13 protein-coding genes and 1 pseudogene are annotated in these 15,614 nt (G+C 70.2%); 7 read left to right on the top strand and 7 right to left on the bottom strand.

Features of this window, described 5'->3' with window-relative positions; genetic code table 11:
- The 7 genes and pseudogenes from AB0I98_RS47830 to AB0I98_RS47800 all read right to left on the bottom strand — a co-directional run.
- A pseudogene (locus tag AB0I98_RS47830) lies at nt 1-633 on the bottom strand (hypothetical protein); the annotation flags it as partial.
- 25 nt (nt 634-658) lie between these two features.
- On the bottom strand, nt 659-1,744 hold the full coding sequence (locus AB0I98_RS47825) for a hypothetical protein (protein WP_362952499.1): 1,086 nt from the start codon (nt 1,742-1,744) through the stop codon (nt 659-661).
- A gap of 83 nt (nt 1,745-1,827) precedes the next feature.
- Nucleotides 1,828-1,959, bottom strand: coding sequence for a hypothetical protein (locus AB0I98_RS47820; RefSeq protein ID WP_362952497.1), 132 nt, complete (start codon nt 1,957-1,959; stop codon nt 1,828-1,830).
- A 167-nt stretch (nt 1,960-2,126) separates the two neighbouring features.
- Complete coding sequence (locus AB0I98_RS47815; RefSeq protein WP_362952495.1) at nt 2,127-2,324, bottom strand: hypothetical protein; 198 nt, start codon at nt 2,322-2,324, stop codon at nt 2,127-2,129.
- Nucleotides 2,321-3,067: a hypothetical protein gene (locus AB0I98_RS47810; RefSeq protein ID WP_362952493.1), complete on the bottom strand. Its 747-nt coding sequence runs from the start codon at nt 3,065-3,067 to the stop codon at nt 2,321-2,323. Before AB0I98_RS47810 ends, AB0I98_RS47815 begins: the two co-directional genes overlap by 4 nt.
- A complete protein-coding gene (locus tag AB0I98_RS47805) occupies nt 3,064-4,647 on the bottom strand; it encodes an amino acid adenylation domain-containing protein (protein WP_362952491.1) in 1,584 nt (527 codons plus the stop codon). Before AB0I98_RS47805 ends, AB0I98_RS47810 begins: the two co-directional genes overlap by 4 nt.
- Nucleotides 4,644-6,512, bottom strand: coding sequence for a cobalamin-dependent protein (locus AB0I98_RS47800; protein WP_362952489.1), 1,869 nt, complete (start codon nt 6,510-6,512; stop codon nt 4,644-4,646). Before AB0I98_RS47800 ends, AB0I98_RS47805 begins: the two co-directional genes overlap by 4 nt.
- Before the next feature lie 273 nt (nt 6,513-6,785).
- On the opposite strand from AB0I98_RS47800, the gene gntD reads away from it, so the two are divergent.
- From gntD to AB0I98_RS47765, 7 genes are all read left to right on the top strand, one after another.
- Nucleotides 6,786-7,856 (top strand): guanitoxin biosynthesis L-enduracididine beta-hydroxylase GntD, encoded by a 1,071-nt coding sequence (gntD, locus tag AB0I98_RS47795; protein WP_362952487.1) that lies wholly within the window; start codon nt 6,786-6,788, stop codon nt 7,854-7,856.
- A 37-nt stretch (nt 7,857-7,893) separates the two neighbouring features.
- Nucleotides 7,894-9,180, top strand: coding sequence for an MFS transporter (locus tag AB0I98_RS47790; protein WP_362952485.1), 1,287 nt, complete (start codon nt 7,894-7,896; stop codon nt 9,178-9,180).
- Nucleotides 9,177-10,790, top strand: a complete 1,614-nt coding sequence (locus tag AB0I98_RS47785) for an MBL fold metallo-hydrolase (RefSeq protein WP_362952483.1) — start codon at nt 9,177-9,179, stop codon at nt 10,788-10,790. The genes AB0I98_RS47790 and AB0I98_RS47785 overlap by 4 nt, the downstream gene beginning before the upstream one ends.
- Before the next feature lie 95 nt (nt 10,791-10,885).
- On the top strand, nt 10,886-12,067 hold the full coding sequence (locus tag AB0I98_RS47780; protein WP_362952481.1) for an endonuclease domain-containing protein: 1,182 nt from the start codon (nt 10,886-10,888) through the stop codon (nt 12,065-12,067).
- A 114-nt stretch (nt 12,068-12,181) separates the two neighbouring features.
- The gene (locus tag AB0I98_RS47775; RefSeq protein WP_362952479.1) at nt 12,182-14,551 is read left to right on the top strand and encodes a DnaB-like helicase C-terminal domain-containing protein; all 2,370 of its coding nucleotides are present in this window, start codon (nt 12,182-12,184) and stop codon (nt 14,549-14,551) included.
- Nucleotides 14,551-15,186 carry a hypothetical protein gene (locus AB0I98_RS47770; protein WP_362952477.1) on the top strand — a complete coding sequence of 212 codons (636 nt, stop codon included), beginning with the start codon at nt 14,551-14,553 and terminating at the stop codon, nt 15,184-15,186. Before AB0I98_RS47775 ends, AB0I98_RS47770 begins: the two co-directional genes overlap by 1 nt.
- 201 nt (nt 15,187-15,387) lie before the next feature.
- Nucleotides 15,388-15,614 (top strand): hypothetical protein (locus AB0I98_RS47765; RefSeq protein ID WP_362952475.1); only part of this gene is annotated, 227 nt, incomplete at its 3' end.

The raw sequence follows: 15,614 nt of genomic DNA, 5'->3' as shown, positions 1-15,614 counted from the left end.
GGCGGCGACACAGCGCGGCAGGGCCCCGGCGAGGTCGGCGGTGCCGTGGGCGGTGAGCCGGAGCTCGTCGGGGGTGTCCTGCACGGCGGTCAGTACGGCGCCGGTGGGCGCCGCGGGACTCCGGTCACCGTGCAGGGCGGGGCAGAGGACCGCCAGCTGGCCGAGGACGGCCGGGTCGGCCGCCCCGCTGGCCTCGAGCCGGGCGGCGAGCGCGGCCCGGTCCGGCCAGGGATCGGCCGCCGCGCCGGCCATTTCAGTGTGCAGCGCCTCGACGAACGCGGCAGCGGGCGCCTCGGGGTCGAGCGGCGCGAGCAGCGCGAACTCGGCGCCGTCTGAGGCATGTTCACCGAACGCCGGGCAGACGACGGGCACACGCCGGGCGCCACCGAGCCCCGCGACGACGATCCGCACGGCGGCCACCACCACCAGCAGCAGCCCCTCAGGGGCACCCCCGGTCATGGCATGCAGCACCCGCGCGGCCCCGGCCGCCACCCGCACCGCCTCGCCCGGCGCGGGCGGCTGCGGGACAGCAGCCGCCGGTGCGGCATCTGCCGGTACGGCCGGCGCGAGGAGCGGATCCGTTTCCGCGCCCCTCAGACGTGCCGGCCAGGGAGTTCCAGCATCGTGCAGCACCTGCGCGTCCTCCGTCTCGAGTGGGTCAGGCGGCGGCCGGCAGGGCCTGGCCCGCCGTGAGTCCGAGCGCCGGGAACAGGTCGACGTCGCGGCCTTCGACGCCGCGCATGACGACGTCGATCGCCGTGCTCATCAGGTCGACGTGGAACTGGGTGAAGGTGCCCAGGCCCAGCCCGAGGTGGACGCCGGGGTGGCGTTCGTTGGCGAAGTAGTTGCCGGGCAGCAGCGGGACGCAGGAGGCGTTGGTGCCGAAGCCGATCTCGTGCAGCTTGGCGTACCGCGCGTCGTGGGCGAGCAGCCGCTGCAGCCCTTCGGCGAACCGGGCCCGGCCGGGGCGGGCCGGGCGGACGGCGGTGATGCGGCCCTGGGCGAGGGTGATGACGGCGGGTTCGTCGGCCATCGCCGCCAGGTCCTGGTAGATCCGCTCGGTCTCGGCGAGGCTGGTGTCGTGGCCGCCGCGGTGCACGATGGGGGCGCCCTTCAGGGTGATCTCGCCGTCGAGGGTGAAGCGGGTGTCGTCCTCGAACTCGCCGGAGGCGTTGACGAGGGAGCTGAGTTCGCCGGTGGGCAGGACGACCTGCTGGCCGGGCTGCAGCGGCCCGTGCAGCGAGAACCAGTGCTCGGAGAACTGGTGCTGGAAGACCGCCTCGGTGCCGAACTCGTGCCCGACGAAGAGCATGTCGTCGGCCTGGTCGAGCAGGGTGAGGAAGGTTTCCTCCATCTGGAGCTCACGCTCGTAGTCGACCTCGGAGACGATACGGACGCTGCTGGCGAGGGTCTCCTCGGAGAAGGGGGCCGAGAAGCTGGAGAAGGCACCGAGCCGCATGCCCTGAAGGTCCTCGTCGTCGAAGTGGACGAACTCGTCGTCGGCGATCCACAGGATGCAGGCACGCTTGCCGGACGCGCGCAGCGCGGCCATCTCGGCGATCAGGCCCGGGCGAGAGTCCGGCCCGCTCCAGGTGAACTCCTGCACGGGCACCGGGGTGTCGGCGGCGATGCTCAGGCCCGCGCGGATGCCGGGCGAGGTGACGAGGAGGAAGACGTCCCCGAGGTCACCGCCGAACACCTTGCGGAACTGCCCGGGATCGATCCTGACGGTCTGTGCGGACATCGCGGAACCTCTCTTCGGCGACTCGACGGCGACGCCCCCAGGGGTGCGGACGGCCGTGCCGCCCGCACCCCGGGGAGTTCGGTTCAGCCCTGGAGCCGGTCGTACTTGCCGTACTTGCTGATGCGCGAGCTGATCGACGGCTTGCGCTCGGCCGGCTTGGCCGGGGCGGCGGCGGGCTGCTGGGCGGACTGCACGTCCATGGTCTTCTGGGTCATCTCGACTCCTGGTCGGGTTGGGGTTGAGTACCGGCGCCGCCTAGGGGGCGGGACCGGGCCATGCACCGGCAGCCGCTGGCCGCGGAACCGGAGTTCGGGTGCCGGTACCGCACGACGGCACCGGGCTGTGCACCGGCACCGAGCGGACACGGCGCCGGAGTTCAAGGTCACGCCCGCGGCGCGGGCGCAGGCGTGAGATGGCGCAGGAAGGCCGCGTCGGCGCCGAGCGCGCGCAGCTTGTCCGGATCGGGTCCGCACGCGAGCCGCGCGGCGGCCCCCCGGGCGATCTCCACGGCGGTCTCGACGAGATGACCGCCGAGGCTGACCGGGTAGAGGGTGGTGCCCAGCGTCTGACTGGTGATCATGCGTGCTCTCCCTCCGGAGCGGCGAGCTGCCCGGCCGCCGCCCGGGCGACGGCCAGGACGGCCCGACCGGCGTCCCGTGTCTGCGGTTTCTCGCCGAGCTGCTCGGCGAGCGCGGCCAGCGCGAGGACGGCGCCGCGGCGCCGTCCGGCGGGCAGGCGCTCCACTTCACCGGTGAGCCATCGCGCGTGCGGCTCGGTCAGCACCAGCCGGTCGCCGTCCTCGGTGAGCTGCAGCGCGGCCCGCCCCACCAGCGGCGGCGCGCCGCCGGTGACGGCTTCCAGCACCGGCGAGAGCTGCGCCGCCGTCTGCATCAGCTGGGCGGACGCCTCGGCGCCGCCCAGGATCTGCTGCAGCCGCACGCTGACGTTGAGCAGCAGGACCACGGCGGCCCGCAGCCGCTCGGGGTCGGGGACGCGGCACAGCTCCTCGTACAGCGGCAGCAGACCGTCCGGGTCGAGCGCCACCACGACGTCGTCGCTCTCGTCCATCTCGTCGGCGTCGCCGCCGCCGTCGGCGCTGTCGGCCGTTTCGGCGTCGCGTTCGACGACGATCCAGCCGGGGACGGCGACGGGGTGCAGCGGATCGGCCGCGGCGGTGGCGAGGGCGTCGGCGAACCCGGTGAGCGCCTCGGCCGCGGCGGTGCACCCGTCGCCGGCCAGGGCCCGTGCCAACTCCCGTACGGCATCCGTCTGCTGCTCCGGTCCGCCCTGCACGCCGGCCGCTGATGTGGTCGTCGCGGTCACACCTCACTCCTCACCGTCGATGCGCTCCCCGTCCGTCCGGATGCGGCCAGCGCGGTCAGATCGATCTTGTCGTTGGCGGTACGGGGCAGCCGCTCGTAAAACTCCACCCGGGCGGGCACCAGCGCGGCCGGCAGCCGGGCGGACAGCTCGGCCCGCAGCGCACCCCAGCTGCGGCCGGTGTCCACGGGCGCGGGCCGCAGCACCACATGGGCGACCAGCCGGGCCCGCCCGCCCGCGCCGTCCACGGTGACCGCGGCGGCGGTGACGCCGGCGCACTCGGCGAGCGCGGCCTCCACCTCGCCGGGCTCGACCCGGACCCCGGAGACCTTGACCTGGCGGTCACGGCGCCCGTGGTAGACGAGGTGGCCGTCGGCGCCCTCGGTGGCCAGGTCCCCGGTGCGAAACACCCGGGTGCCGTCGGGCAGTTCGGTGAAGGCCCGGGCGGTGGCGCCGGCGTCGCCCCGGTAGCCGTCGGCCAGACAGGGGCCCGTGACGACGAGTTCCCCGGTCCGCCCCCCAGGCAGCGGGCGCAGCCGCTCGTCGACGGGGAAGGCGCGGCGCCCGCCGATGGCACGGCCGATGGGCAGGGCCTCGCCGCCGGGCAGGACGGCCGCATCGCGCGGCACCTCGTACACCGTGGAGGTGACCACACCCTCGGTCGGCCCGTACGCGTTCAGCAGCCGTACGGCGCCGAGCGGGGAGGCCAGCCAGCGCCGGGCCGCGGCCACAGTCGCCGCTTCGCCGCCGGTGAGCACGCAGGCCAGCGAGGGCGGCGGCACCAGGCCGGCGTGGCTCTCGGCCTCCGCGGCGAGCAGCGTCCACACGGCGGTGGGCAACTGCCACATCGTGATGCCGTGCCGGCGGGTCACCTCCAGCAGATCGGCCAGCGACCACAGCCCGTCGCCGCGCAGCACCACCCGGCCCCCGGCGAGCAGCGTCGGCCAGATCTCCTCCAGGGCGACGTCGAAGCCGGGCGAGGCGAACTGCAGCACCACCGAGGTCTCATCCAGTCCGTAGACCTCGCGGGCCACGTCGCAGTGCCTAACGAACGGGCCGTGCGCGATCTGGACGCCCTTGGGCGTGCCGGTGGAGCCGGACGTGAACAGCACATACGCGGGATCGTCCGCGACCGCCGGATACGGCACACCCGCGGACGGCCCCGCCTGACCGCCACCGGACGGCCCCGCCTCACCGGCCCCCACGACGACCGCCGCCGCCCCCAGCTCGGCCGCCCAGTACCCGGCCCGCCGCGAAGACGCCACCACCGCCACACGCGCGCCGGCCACGTCCATCGCGCGGCGCACCCGCTCGGGCGGCTGGGCGTCGTCGACAGGACAGCAGACCAGGCCCGCGGCACCGAGCGCCAGCAGGGCCGTGACGAACTCGGGAACACCGGCCGCGACCAGCGCCACCGCGTCACCGGGCCGCGCGCCACGCCGGGTGAGCTGTGCGGCCAGCGCGAGAGCGTCCTCGGCGAGAGCGCCGTAGGTCAGGGCGCGGCCCGCCTCACCGGCCGGCTCCACCGCGATGCGCCCGGGGTGGCGGGCGCACCGCTCAAGCAGCCGCTGGGCGGCGTTCACCGCATCCTCGCCGCGGGGGCCTCGAAGCGGGCGATGTGCACCCCCGGCTTCAGCCCCGCCGACGGGTCACGGAAATACGCCGTCCAGTCGTGAGCGAACAGTTCCACCCGCGTGTCGGCGTCGGCGACGGTGAACACCCGGGCCTGCTGGTAGCGCAGCAACTCCTCGAGACGCTCGTCGCACGGGACACCCACCGACTCCAGATGGGCACGCAACTCCCGGTAGAACCGGTCCAGTTCGTTCTGGACGTACGCCCAGCACCATTCGTAGATCAGCCAGGACTCCTTGCCCGGCACCCAGGCGGCCAGGCGCTCCATCATGTCCGGCTGGGAGGCGACCTTGCCCTCGTTGGGAATGTCCGGGGAGGCGAGGTAGTCCCACAACAGCCGCCGGGCCCGGTCGACGGCCTCACCGAGCACCGTGGAGGCATCCCCGATCGCCGCGTCGGCGAGCGAGCGGTAGAAGTCCTCGTAGCCGAGCAGCTGCTCGGTGTGCAGATAGACCGCGAGCTGCCGGGTCAGGCCGCGGTTGTGCATCGACTGCAGCACCGCGCCGAACAGGTACATGTTCACCCAGTCCTGGCGGCTCATCGTGCTGTGCTCGACGAGGACCTCGACCTGCTCGACGTCGTCGGGCAGATAGGTGCGGGTGATGGTCTTCAGCGCGTACTTCTCACGGTGCGCGGCGCTGCCCATCTCGGAGTTGGGCAGCAGACAGCACTCGTAGATCATGATGTCGTCCTGGACACCCATCTCCAGGATCCGGCACAGGCCGCGGGCGAACGACTCAGGCGTCTCGTGCGGCAGCCCGAGGATGACCTCGGTGTACGCCTCGACGCCTTCCTCCTTGAAGCGGGCCGCGAGCTTCTCGTAGTTCTTCGCGGGCATGTTGGAGCGCCGGATCTGCTCCAGCACGTCGGCGGTGCCGGTCTGCATGGCCAGGATCGCCCCGTTGGACATGCCGGCCTTCACGAACTTGGAACTGATCTGCACGATGCGGTCGGTGGCGTTCTTGGCGTAACTGGTGACGAACTTGCCGGGAAAGCCGCTGCGTTCGTGGTTGGCCACCAGATGGTCGGTGAGGGCCACATCGCGCGGCAGGATGCCGAAGTTGGCGTCGCAGCACAGGATCGCCGCGACCTCCTGCCGGGAGAAGTGGTCGATCTCGGCGTGCAGCCGGTCCTCGTCGAACTTGCGCACCTTGGACAGGGTGTTGGAGCCCCAGTCGCAGAACGTGCAGCTGTAGGGGCAGCCGCGGTTGGTCTCCCACAGCACCGTCGGCCGGTAGCCGGCGGCGCGGGCCGCGTCGAACGAGGGGTCCATGATGCCGCTCAGCCAGGGACTGGGCACGTCGATCTCCCGCGGCAGCTGCCCGCCCAGCGGGTTGCGCCGCACCGTGCCGTCCGCCTCACGCCAGCTCAGCGAGGGCACGCCCGTGACGTCGGGCTCCTCGGCGAGCAGCGCCCGCAGCAGTTCGGCGAACGGAACCTCGCCCTCCTTGTGGATGGCGAAGTCCACATAGGGGTGCTCGGCGAGGAAAGCGCCCGCGTCGTCCGGGACATGCGGGCCCCCGACGACGGTGACCACATCCGGGAAGCGCTCCTTGACCGCCCGGCAGGCCGCCATGTTCTTGTTGAAGTTCCACAGGTAGCAGGACATCGCGAAGACCGCGGGATCCTCCATGCGGCCGGCCACATCGGCCGCCTGCTCAGGCAGGAAGAAAGGCTCCTCAAAACAGTAGGCGGCGGCGACGTCGCTCTGCGTCTCGGCATAGGCGCGCAACGCGCCCCACACCACCGGCAGATACGCGGAGCGGCTGAAGACCGACATGTAGATGCGGCGCTTCAGCAGGGTCGTCGCCGTCATGCGTCACCACCGTGTGGGTCGGCCCCCGGCGTGCCGGGAGCGGTGCCGATCTGGTGCGTCCATGCCAGCAACACGCGGCCAAGTCCGGCTGGAGTCGCCCTTGAGCCGACGCAAAGGCCCTGTGCAGCCGGGCCCGAGCAGCCCCCCGCCCACCGGCCCCGACAGCTCTCGAGCGGTCCTTGAGCACCCCCGTGCCAAGGTGGACCGCCAGGCGTGCCCCCCTGACGAACGGCGCACCGGCCGCCTCCCTCAACAGCCCCCGGAGGAGCCCTGATGCAGACGTTGGCACCACCCCCACCCGCGGGCCCGGCAGCCGCGACGCCGGACCGGATCGACCTGCTGCCCGGCGACCGCCACGCCGTGGCCGCGCTGGCCCGCGAATACGTCCGGGCCACCGGCTCCCTCAGCGCCGAACGCGCCCTGCGGCTGGCCACGCTGATGGCCCACGAACTGCCCCGGCCGCTGCGCCGCGTCCTGACCGACTTCCGCCTCACCGGCCGGCCCCGCGCGGGCTTCCTGATCACCGGACTGCCGGTGGACGAAGGGGCCCTCGGCCCCACCCCCACCCGCTACCGGCAGCGCCCCGACCGGCCCGAACTGCACAGCGCGGAAGCCGTACTGCTGCTGCTGGGCTCACTGCTGGGCGAGCCGTTCTCCTTCCACAGCCAGCAGGACGGACGGCTGATCCTCGACCTGTTCCCGGTGGCCGGGCACGAGAACCAGCAACTCGGCTCGGGCTCCCACACCACCCTGGACTGGCACACCGAGGACGCCTTCCACCCACTGCGCGCCGACTGGATGATGCTGCTCGGACTGCGCAACCACGACCGGGTCGCCACCACCTTCGCCGCGCTGGACGACCTCAGCCTGAGCGCTCCGATCCGGCGGGTGCTGTTCCAAAAGCGGTTCCACATCCTGCCCGACGAATCACACACCCAGCACTTCAACCAGGCCACCGGCGCCCAAGGCGCCGACGACGCAAGCCGCTTCGCACGCATCGACACGATGGCCGCCCGCCCCGAGCCCGTCGCACTGCTCGAGGGCGACCTTGCCTCGCCGTGGCTGCGGGCCGACCCCCCGTTCATGCGCGCACAGGACGGCGACGAGGAAGCCGCCGCCGCCCTGCAACAGCTGCTGACGGCCGTTCAGCAGCAGCTGACCGACCTCCCCATCGCGACGGGAGAACTGTTCATCCTGGACAACAAACGCGCGGTGCACGGCCGCAGACCCTTCACCCCCCGCTACGACGGCACCGACCGCTGGCTCAAACGCCTCAACCTCACCGCCGACCTACGGCGCAGCGCCGGCCGGCGCACCGGCGCCCACGGCCGCGCCGTCGTCTGACACCCCCCACCCGGTTTGTGCGAAAGGACCCCTGGCCTTGGCAACTGAACGCAACCTGATCCGGCGGCACACGGCCTTCCGCCGGTTCTGGCTGGCCCGCGCCGTCTCCCTCATCGGCGACGGCGCAGCGATGATCGCGCTGGTCCTGCTGGTCAGCCGGGGCGACCACGCCGGAACCGGAGTGTCGCTGATCCTGCTCGCCGAGTCCGTGCCACGGTTCTTCGGCCCGCTCGCCGGCGCCCTCGCCGACCGGGTCGGCGTACGCGCCCTGCTGATCACCGCCGAACTGGTACAGGCCGCGGTCTTCGCCGTGATCGTCCTCGCCCGGCCGGGCCTGATGGCCCTGGTCGCGCTGGTGGTGATCGCGGCCTCCGCCTCGACCGTGTTCTCCGCCGCCGGGCGCACCGTCGTACCACGGCTGGTCGACGAACCGGACCTCATGCCCGCCAACGCCTGGCTCGGCACCGCCTTCAACCTGCAGGCCGCCGTAGGACCCGTACTCGGCGGCCTGCTGTCCGCCTGGACCGGCCCGCGCGGCGCCCTGCTGCTGAACGCGGTGTCCTTCCTCCTGTCCGCGGCACTGCTGACCCGCATCCCCGCCCTGCCCTCACTGAGCACCGGGACACGCAGCGGCATGAAGGGCCTGTTCGCCGACACCGCCGAAGGACTGCGGCACGTACGCGGCAACCGGGTCGCACGGGCGATCATCCTGCTGCTCCTGCTGGGCGTGTTCTTCGGCTCCCTGGACAACCTGGCACTGGTGTTCCTCGCCGAACACGCCCTGGACACCGGCGAGTTCGGCTTCGGCATCCTGTCCGCCTCGTTCGGCGTGGCCATGGTCGCCTCCTCCCTGTGGCTGGTACGCGCCGCCGAACACCGCTCGCCCGTCTGGGTGTTCCTGTTCGGCTGGTTCTTCACCGGCCTGGGACTGCTGCTGACCGCGGCCGCACCCGTGCTCTACGCAGCCGTCGCCATGCAGATGATCGCCGGACTGGGCAACGGAGTCGCCAACGTCGGCGAGGAAACCCTGCTGCAAAAAGCGGTACCCGTGGAAGTACTCGGCCGGGTCGGCGGCACCCTGTCCTCGGCCGCCTTCCTCGGCAGCACCCTGGGCTACCTCGGCGGCGGCTTCCTCAGCCCCGACACCCACCCCCGCCTCGCCTTCGTCATCGCCGGAGCCGGCATCTTCCTGACCCTCGCCCTGTGCGCGCCCGGCGTCCTGACCGCACGCACCACACCCACCCCGGCCGCCGGCCCGCCGGCCCAAGACGACCCCGATCCCACCCCGTCCGCGGCCGACAAGGAGCTGGGAGCGACACCATGAGCAGCCCGGTCAAGCAGTACCTGAGCCCGACCACGGTGCCGCAGCCACTGCTGCACCGCTGGTACGCCTGGTGCCACCTGGTGCCCCCGCACACCGCCGCCCTGAACCTGAACTACCGCTACCTGCCGATGATGCGCAGCTACCTGCGCTCCCCGCACGTGCACTCCTCCGCACTGGCCAACCCGAAACGCTACGGCGGCCCATTCCTGTCCCCCTACGGCGGCTCCGCCGACGACATCGAAGCACTGCTGAACCGCACCGAACGCGACGCCACCCCACTGCTGCGGCTCGCCGAGGACATCCGCACCGCCCAGCAGCTGCTCACCGAACAGGCGGACGGCCGCCCGATGGACTCCCTGTACCCCCAGATACCCGAGAGCCTGCGCGGACTGGTGGAGCTGGTGTACGACACCGCCGACCGGCCGCGCCTGAGGTTCTTCGAGGCACTGGCCTACCGGGCCGCCCAGGCCTGGCAGGCAGGGCAGTCGGTGTGCCTGCTGCCGCAGCCCGACCTCCAGCAGCCCTTCACCTTCGGCAGCCCCGTCCTCGCCCACCCCGCCCGCATCGACCTGCCCGTACCGTTCGCCGACCCCCGCCTCGACGACCTCTACGCCGCCACCCACCTGCCCGCCGACCCCACCGAACTCGCCGAACAGCTGCTGGGCGACGACCCGGCCCCCGGCGCGGCCGAGGCGTTCACCGCCCTGTTCACCGACCGGGCGCCCGCCCCGCACACCCCGGCCGCCGAGAACACCGTACGCATGCGCTACCTCGGCCACGCCACCGTCCTGCTGGAAACCGAGTCGGCGGCCGTACTCCTCGACCCGCTGCCGCACTACGCCGGCGACGGCCACGACCACTTCACCTTCGCCGACCTGCCCGAACGGATCGACGCAGTGGTGCTCAGCCACCTGCACTGCGACCACGTCTCGGTCGAAGCACTGCTGCAACTGCGCCACCGCACGGACACCGTGATCGTGCCACGCGCCGGCGGCGGCTCACTGGAGGACCCCAGCCCCAAACTCCTGCTGCAGGCACTCGGCTTCCGCACCGTGGTGGAACTGGGCGAACTGGAGTCGGCCGCCGCCGGCGACGGCGCCACCGTCACCCTGCTGCCGTTCCTGGGCGAACACGGCGACCTCGACATCCGCGCCAAGGCCGTGCCACTCGTCGAGATCGGCGGCCGGCGCGTGCTGTTCGCCACCGACGCCGTCGACACCGAACCCGAGGTCTACCGCCGCGTCCGCGACACCACCGGAGCGGTCGACACCGTCTTCATCGGCCTGGAATGCGTCGGCGCCCCCATGTCATGGCTGTACGGCCCCCTCCTGGAACGCCCCACCGAACGCGCCCACGACAAGGCACGCCGCCTCAAGGGCTGCGACGCCGACATGGCCGAGCGCCTGATCCGCCGCTTCGGAGCCACCGAGGTCTTCATGTACGCCCTCGGCCTGGAACCCTGGGTCCGCCACCTCACAGGCTCCTCCTACGACCCCGACTCCGAACAGATCCGCCAGACCAAACTCCTCGAACAGCGCTGCCACACCGCCGGCATCGCAGCCGAACTCCTCTACATCAAGGCAGAACGCACCTGGCCCACCCGCCACTGACCCACCGGCCGGCCCTGTCACCGAACTCCCCGCCGGGCTGAGGAGGCTTGAGCCGGCCGGGGCTGGGTGTCAGTGGGTGCTGCAATGCTGCGGGCATGCTGATCAGCGAGAAGCTGGCCCGGCAGTACCTGGCCGACGAGACACAGGGATGCACGGTTCCCGTGGCGCCACAGCAATTCCGGCGCCGCCGGAACATCGAGCACAGTTACGTGTTCTTCGGTGACGTTCCCGTGTGTGGCTACAAGCACAAGAACCGCTGGGGATTCGACGAGCGAGAAGTCCGTCGCGCTGGCCGCGCCGTGGCTGCGGTGCAGTGGGAGGCAGGCGATGCGGTGGACGCCCAACTGCCCGACAGCGAGCCTGCGTGGAGCGACCAGCCTGATTGGCGCCGCGACCTGCGCCGGTGGATGTCCCACGCCGCCGACACCACGTACATGCAGGGCGGCTGCCCGTGCGGCCCCTACTGCCGGCAGGAAGGACTCACGCACACCGGCCTGCCGTGCGGACTGACATGGGACGGCTTCGTGGACAAGTGCAGCGGCTGGACGATCGCCTGTACTGCACCCGTGAACGTTCTTTCATGGTCGGAACAGCGGTGGTGGCTTCCTCGCCCCTACGCCGAGATGCTGGACCGCTGGGAGAGCGCCGAAAGAGAGCTGGCACTGGCGGCGCGGCAGTGCACCGGCTGCGGCACACCCGGCCAGGCATGGGCCTGGCGGACCTCCAGCACCAGCGGGTGGAACGTGCTGTGCCCCACCTGCTCGGTGGCCACCTTCCGCCGATACCAAGGCCACCTGCGCGGGACCTCCTACAACGCAGTACGTGGGGGAACGACCGCAGAGGACTATCTCTGCGCGGTGTGCGACCCGCCACGACAAGCCGCGTTCTGGGACCACTGCCACGACCACGGCCATGTCCGCGGCCCGCTCTGTGCCAGCTGCAACACCATGGAGAGAGCGGGCACGGACTTCCTCACTCACACAGGGAGTGTGGCGCACCTCCTGGAATGCCGTGGCTGTCTCCAGCAGCGTTCCCTTCCCCGGCACCACCACCTTCAGATAGTCCGCAACCACCTGCACGCCACCAAGAGACATCAGCGCTGCGACATGCCTGCCACTGCATGCGTGAAAATTACTGCGCAAGGTGACGTGCTGCACTGCGTACTGCGCTGCTGGGGCCAATCCCAAAGCGAAGAGCAGGAGTTGAGCGCGTACCAGGTCACCGAACTGGTACGCCGGACCGTCGAGGCCGCACGTGCCGACACTGCAGGGCCATGAGCGCGGGCCCCGGTGCCCCGCCACACCCTTCCCTCACGAGCTCGGCCCGCTACCACCAGCCCATCCTTACGTTTCAACGCACTTCCTTACGGATTGCTAGGCTAGCTTCCTTACGTGTTGCTGGACGTGAGGAGATCGCACGTGACGGACACCGGAGACAGGGCGAATTCCGAGCCGCTGCGAGTGGAAGAGGCACGCAGACGGCTCTACGAACTAGTGGAAGCTGCCAGCCAAGGCCAAAGCGCCCGGATCGCGAAAGGCTCCCACCAGGCTGTACTGGTGCCGCTGGAGGCCCTGCCCCCTGAACGACAGGCAGCCCTGTCCCGGCTCCCGGCATCCCCGATCACCGAAGCCCGTACGCGCCTGGGAAGCCTGGTCGTGGCTGCGGCCCAAGGCCAGCCACAAGTACTGATGCGCCGCCGAACACCGCTCGCAGTCCTGGTATCCGCAAACGACCCGCTTGCGACATCGAGATCCACCGACCACAGCGCCCTCACGCCCGAAGGCCCATACGACAGCGCCGAAGAGACCCCCATCGCCCCCGTCACGCCCCCACCATCGGCCTCCACACCGCCAACTCATGCCCGCAGCCGGCCAGAGCACAGCCCGCGCCGCCTGGCCGCCCTCGGCGACGTCCTGCACACAGTCACCTCTCCCCGGACCCCCACCGCTCTCTCCTGGGGCCTGGCCACCCTCGATCAAGCCACCGGCGGCCTGCCACCAGGCTGCTTGATCCTGATCGCCGCCGCGCCCGGCGCCGGAGGATCCCTGCTCGCGGCGACCGCCGCCCGCCACACAGCGCTCACCCACGGGCGCCCGGTGCTGTACGCGGCATCAGGACTCACCCGCACCGACGTCGCAGCCCGCATCGTGGCAGCAGAAGCCGGCGCGGACTACCGCCGCCTACGAGCCGGAACCCTCTCCACCGCCGAACAAACAGCAGTCGACGAAGCATCCGCACGCCTGACCCAAGCCCCGCTCCACATCGACGACGGCACCGACCTCACCGCCGAAGCCATCACCGACACCGCCCCCTACATCGACCACCTCGCCCTCCTCGTCATCGACCGCCTCCAGCACACCCACGACCCAGCAGTACCCCTGTCAGGCCCCGCCCTGCACGCCGCCACCCGCACCCTGACCCGCCTCGCCCAACAGCTGCGCCTGCCCGTCATCGCCGCCCTGGACACCGACGACCCCGACACCGTGGCCGCCCTCGACCCCGACATCGCCCTCACCCTGACCCGCGAGGGCACACACGCCCACATCCACGTCACCGAACGCGACTTCGGCCCCCTGACCACCATCCACCTGCGCGCCGAACTGCTCTACGCCCGCTTCACCGACGCCCCCGCCTCGCCCGCCGAACCACCCCACCCTGCCCAGCCGGTCACCGCCCCCCAAGAACTGCCTCCCCACCCCGCCCTGGACACGCCCCCCCAGCCCAATTCCACCCCGACACCCACACGGACGCGGTCTCCCCGCTCCACTCATTCGAGCCTGGCCACATTCGTCTCCGACCGGGTAACCCGCGCACTGCACACGTACGGCGGTGACGCGGACGCAGCCCTGAAGGCCTTGGCGGGCGACGGCGGTTCAGCGATTCCTGACGTGATGGAACTGTTCGAAATCACACGGGTGGAGACGAACTATCAGCACACCACCTATCCCAAACTGCCCGAGCCGCTGATCCGCAAGCGGCGGGACAACGCCGACGACGTATGGGAAGCCCGCCCCAAGTTCACACACCCTTCCGTGCCCGAAGGCACGGAAGTGACCGAACTGGACGTCAACGCCGCCTACCTCGCTGCCCTCCAATCGGCGCACCTCCCGATCCGGACGATCACCCACAACCCGGATGGGTGGGATGACCTGGAGAACTATGGAAAAGGGCTCGATCTCGCGGGGATCTGCCGAATCGACCCGATCCAATGGGCTCATCCTGAACTGCCGCATCCCCTCGGCGACGACCGGGAGACCCCTGGGACAGTATGGGTACCGACGTCGGTGGTGCTGAGCCTGAAGGATTTCGCCTCACGATCGTACGGAGAACTCTGCGCACCGCCGGTGATCCGCGAGGCCTATGTCGCCAAGGGCAGCGCAGCACTCTTCAAGAGGCTGGTGCAGGTTCTCAACGAAGCCCGCATGCGCGCCATTGCAGACGACGACGAACTGACGAAGAAATACGTCGCAGCAATGTACGCGAAGTTGGTCTCCACCATGGGCGACAGTCGCAACAACCATCAACTACGGCGCCCGGAATGGCAGCACATCGTCCGCGGCCAGACATTCGCCAATCTGCGACGCAAGGCAATCCGTGCATATCAGGCAGGATTGACGGTTGTTCACGTAGGTGGCACAGACGAGCTCCACCTTTCCGGTAATGTATGGGGAACAGTCAGGAACGGCAAACCACTGTTCCTCGAAGGACGCGCACTGAACCAGATCAAGGTGAAGACGATTTCGCGCTGGGGAGACACATAATGGCCCGCGAGCCGCATACCGGAGGCCCCCTGCGCGACTGGGGACGCGGGCCCGACAGCGGCGGTACGGTCTTCGGCAAGCAGCTGAATACCGAAGTCCTCGATCTGATGCGGCATTCAGACATCATCCCTCCAGCCGACGCATCACCCGGCTGGAGGGCTCAACTGACCTACCTGAATAGCCGCAAAGGCGGACGCGAGGCCATGGACCGCGCCGGAATCCCTGCCAGGACCCGTCGCGGCTGGAAGACCCGTACCCCCAGCCGCGCCAGCCGGGAACGCATCAACCGAGCCTACTGGCAGCTTCGTGCCACCAACTGGAAGCGCACCGGAAACACCCCGCCCCCTCGTATCCGCGAAGCCATTGAGCAGCAGGTCAAAGAACGAGCCTACGGCAGGCGAATGACGATCACTCCTGTCGACTGGCGCGACGTAAACAGGCAAGCTCAGGGAGCTCAGAAGACTGCCAGCGAACGGGAGATCCGCCCCAGCCGGCGCAGCTGGGACAACCTGATCGATGCATGGGTGTCCGGTGATGAGACAGTCCTCGACACAGCTTGGATGGATTTCTCCAAAGAAATTGACTCTCCATCAGAACTCTATTATGAAGTCGAACATGTAGGGTTCGTACTCTAGGTCTGCGTTCCTTACGTAAGGGTTTGGCGTAGGGTTAAAGAAGGAAAGGGAGTGGGTCGAACACCCCAGTAAAGCTGGGAGAGTTACGGTTCACCTTCGCTTCGAGCCTCTGGGTCCAGCCGGCCTCCAGGGGGCCGCTTTCAGAGTGATGCCTTTAATGTGATGGGTCCCGTGTTTGTTTGAATTAAGTGAGCCCGTAAGATGCATAAGCTCATTCGCAAGAGAATCTCCCTGGCAAAAGTTACTGATTTTAATCATGAATTCGTAGAGAAAACAGGGATTCTGACGCTGCGTCACCCAATTCGCCTGTGTAGCCAGCCATGCGCGCGCAGCGCGCAATTCCTTATGCCGCGCAGCGGCATAAGCAAGCGGTCCGCAGGACCGAAACTACCCCGCGGCGTAGCAGCGGCGCTCCGCGGCTGCGCAGC

Origin of the sequence: Streptomyces sp. NPDC050211 (genome assembly GCF_040656035.1) — a bacterium.
Classification (GTDB): domain Bacteria; phylum Actinomycetota; class Actinomycetes; order Streptomycetales; family Streptomycetaceae; genus Streptomyces.
Note: the sequence above shows the minus strand (reverse complement) of the source record. Positions and strands in the feature narration are given on the sequence as shown.

Excerpts from the sequence above, each read along its gene's own strand:
- AB0I98_RS47785 (WP_362952483.1), top strand. The coding sequence starts at position 9,177 with ATGAGCAGCCCGGTCAAGCAGTACCTGAGCCCGACCACGGTGCCGCAG.
- AB0I98_RS47800 (WP_362952489.1), bottom strand. The coding sequence starts at position 6,512 with ATGACGGCGACGACCCTGCTGAAGCGCCGCATCTACATGTCGGTCTTC.
- AB0I98_RS47780 (WP_362952481.1), top strand. The coding sequence starts at position 10,886 with ATGCTGATCAGCGAGAAGCTGGCCCGGCAGTACCTGGCCGACGAGACA.
- AB0I98_RS47820 (WP_362952497.1), bottom strand. The coding sequence starts at position 1,959 with ATGACCCAGAAGACCATGGACGTGCAGTCCGCCCAGCAGCCCGCCGCC.
- AB0I98_RS47770 (WP_362952477.1), top strand. The coding sequence starts at position 14,551 with ATGGCCCGCGAGCCGCATACCGGAGGCCCCCTGCGCGACTGGGGACGC.
- gntD (WP_362952487.1), top strand. The coding sequence starts at position 6,786 with ATGCAGACGTTGGCACCACCCCCACCCGCGGGCCCGGCAGCCGCGACG.
- AB0I98_RS47815 (WP_362952495.1), bottom strand. The coding sequence starts at position 2,324 with ATGATCACCAGTCAGACGCTGGGCACCACCCTCTACCCGGTCAGCCTC.
- AB0I98_RS47825 (WP_362952499.1), bottom strand. The coding sequence starts at position 1,744 with ATGTCCGCACAGACCGTCAGGATCGATCCCGGGCAGTTCCGCAAGGTG.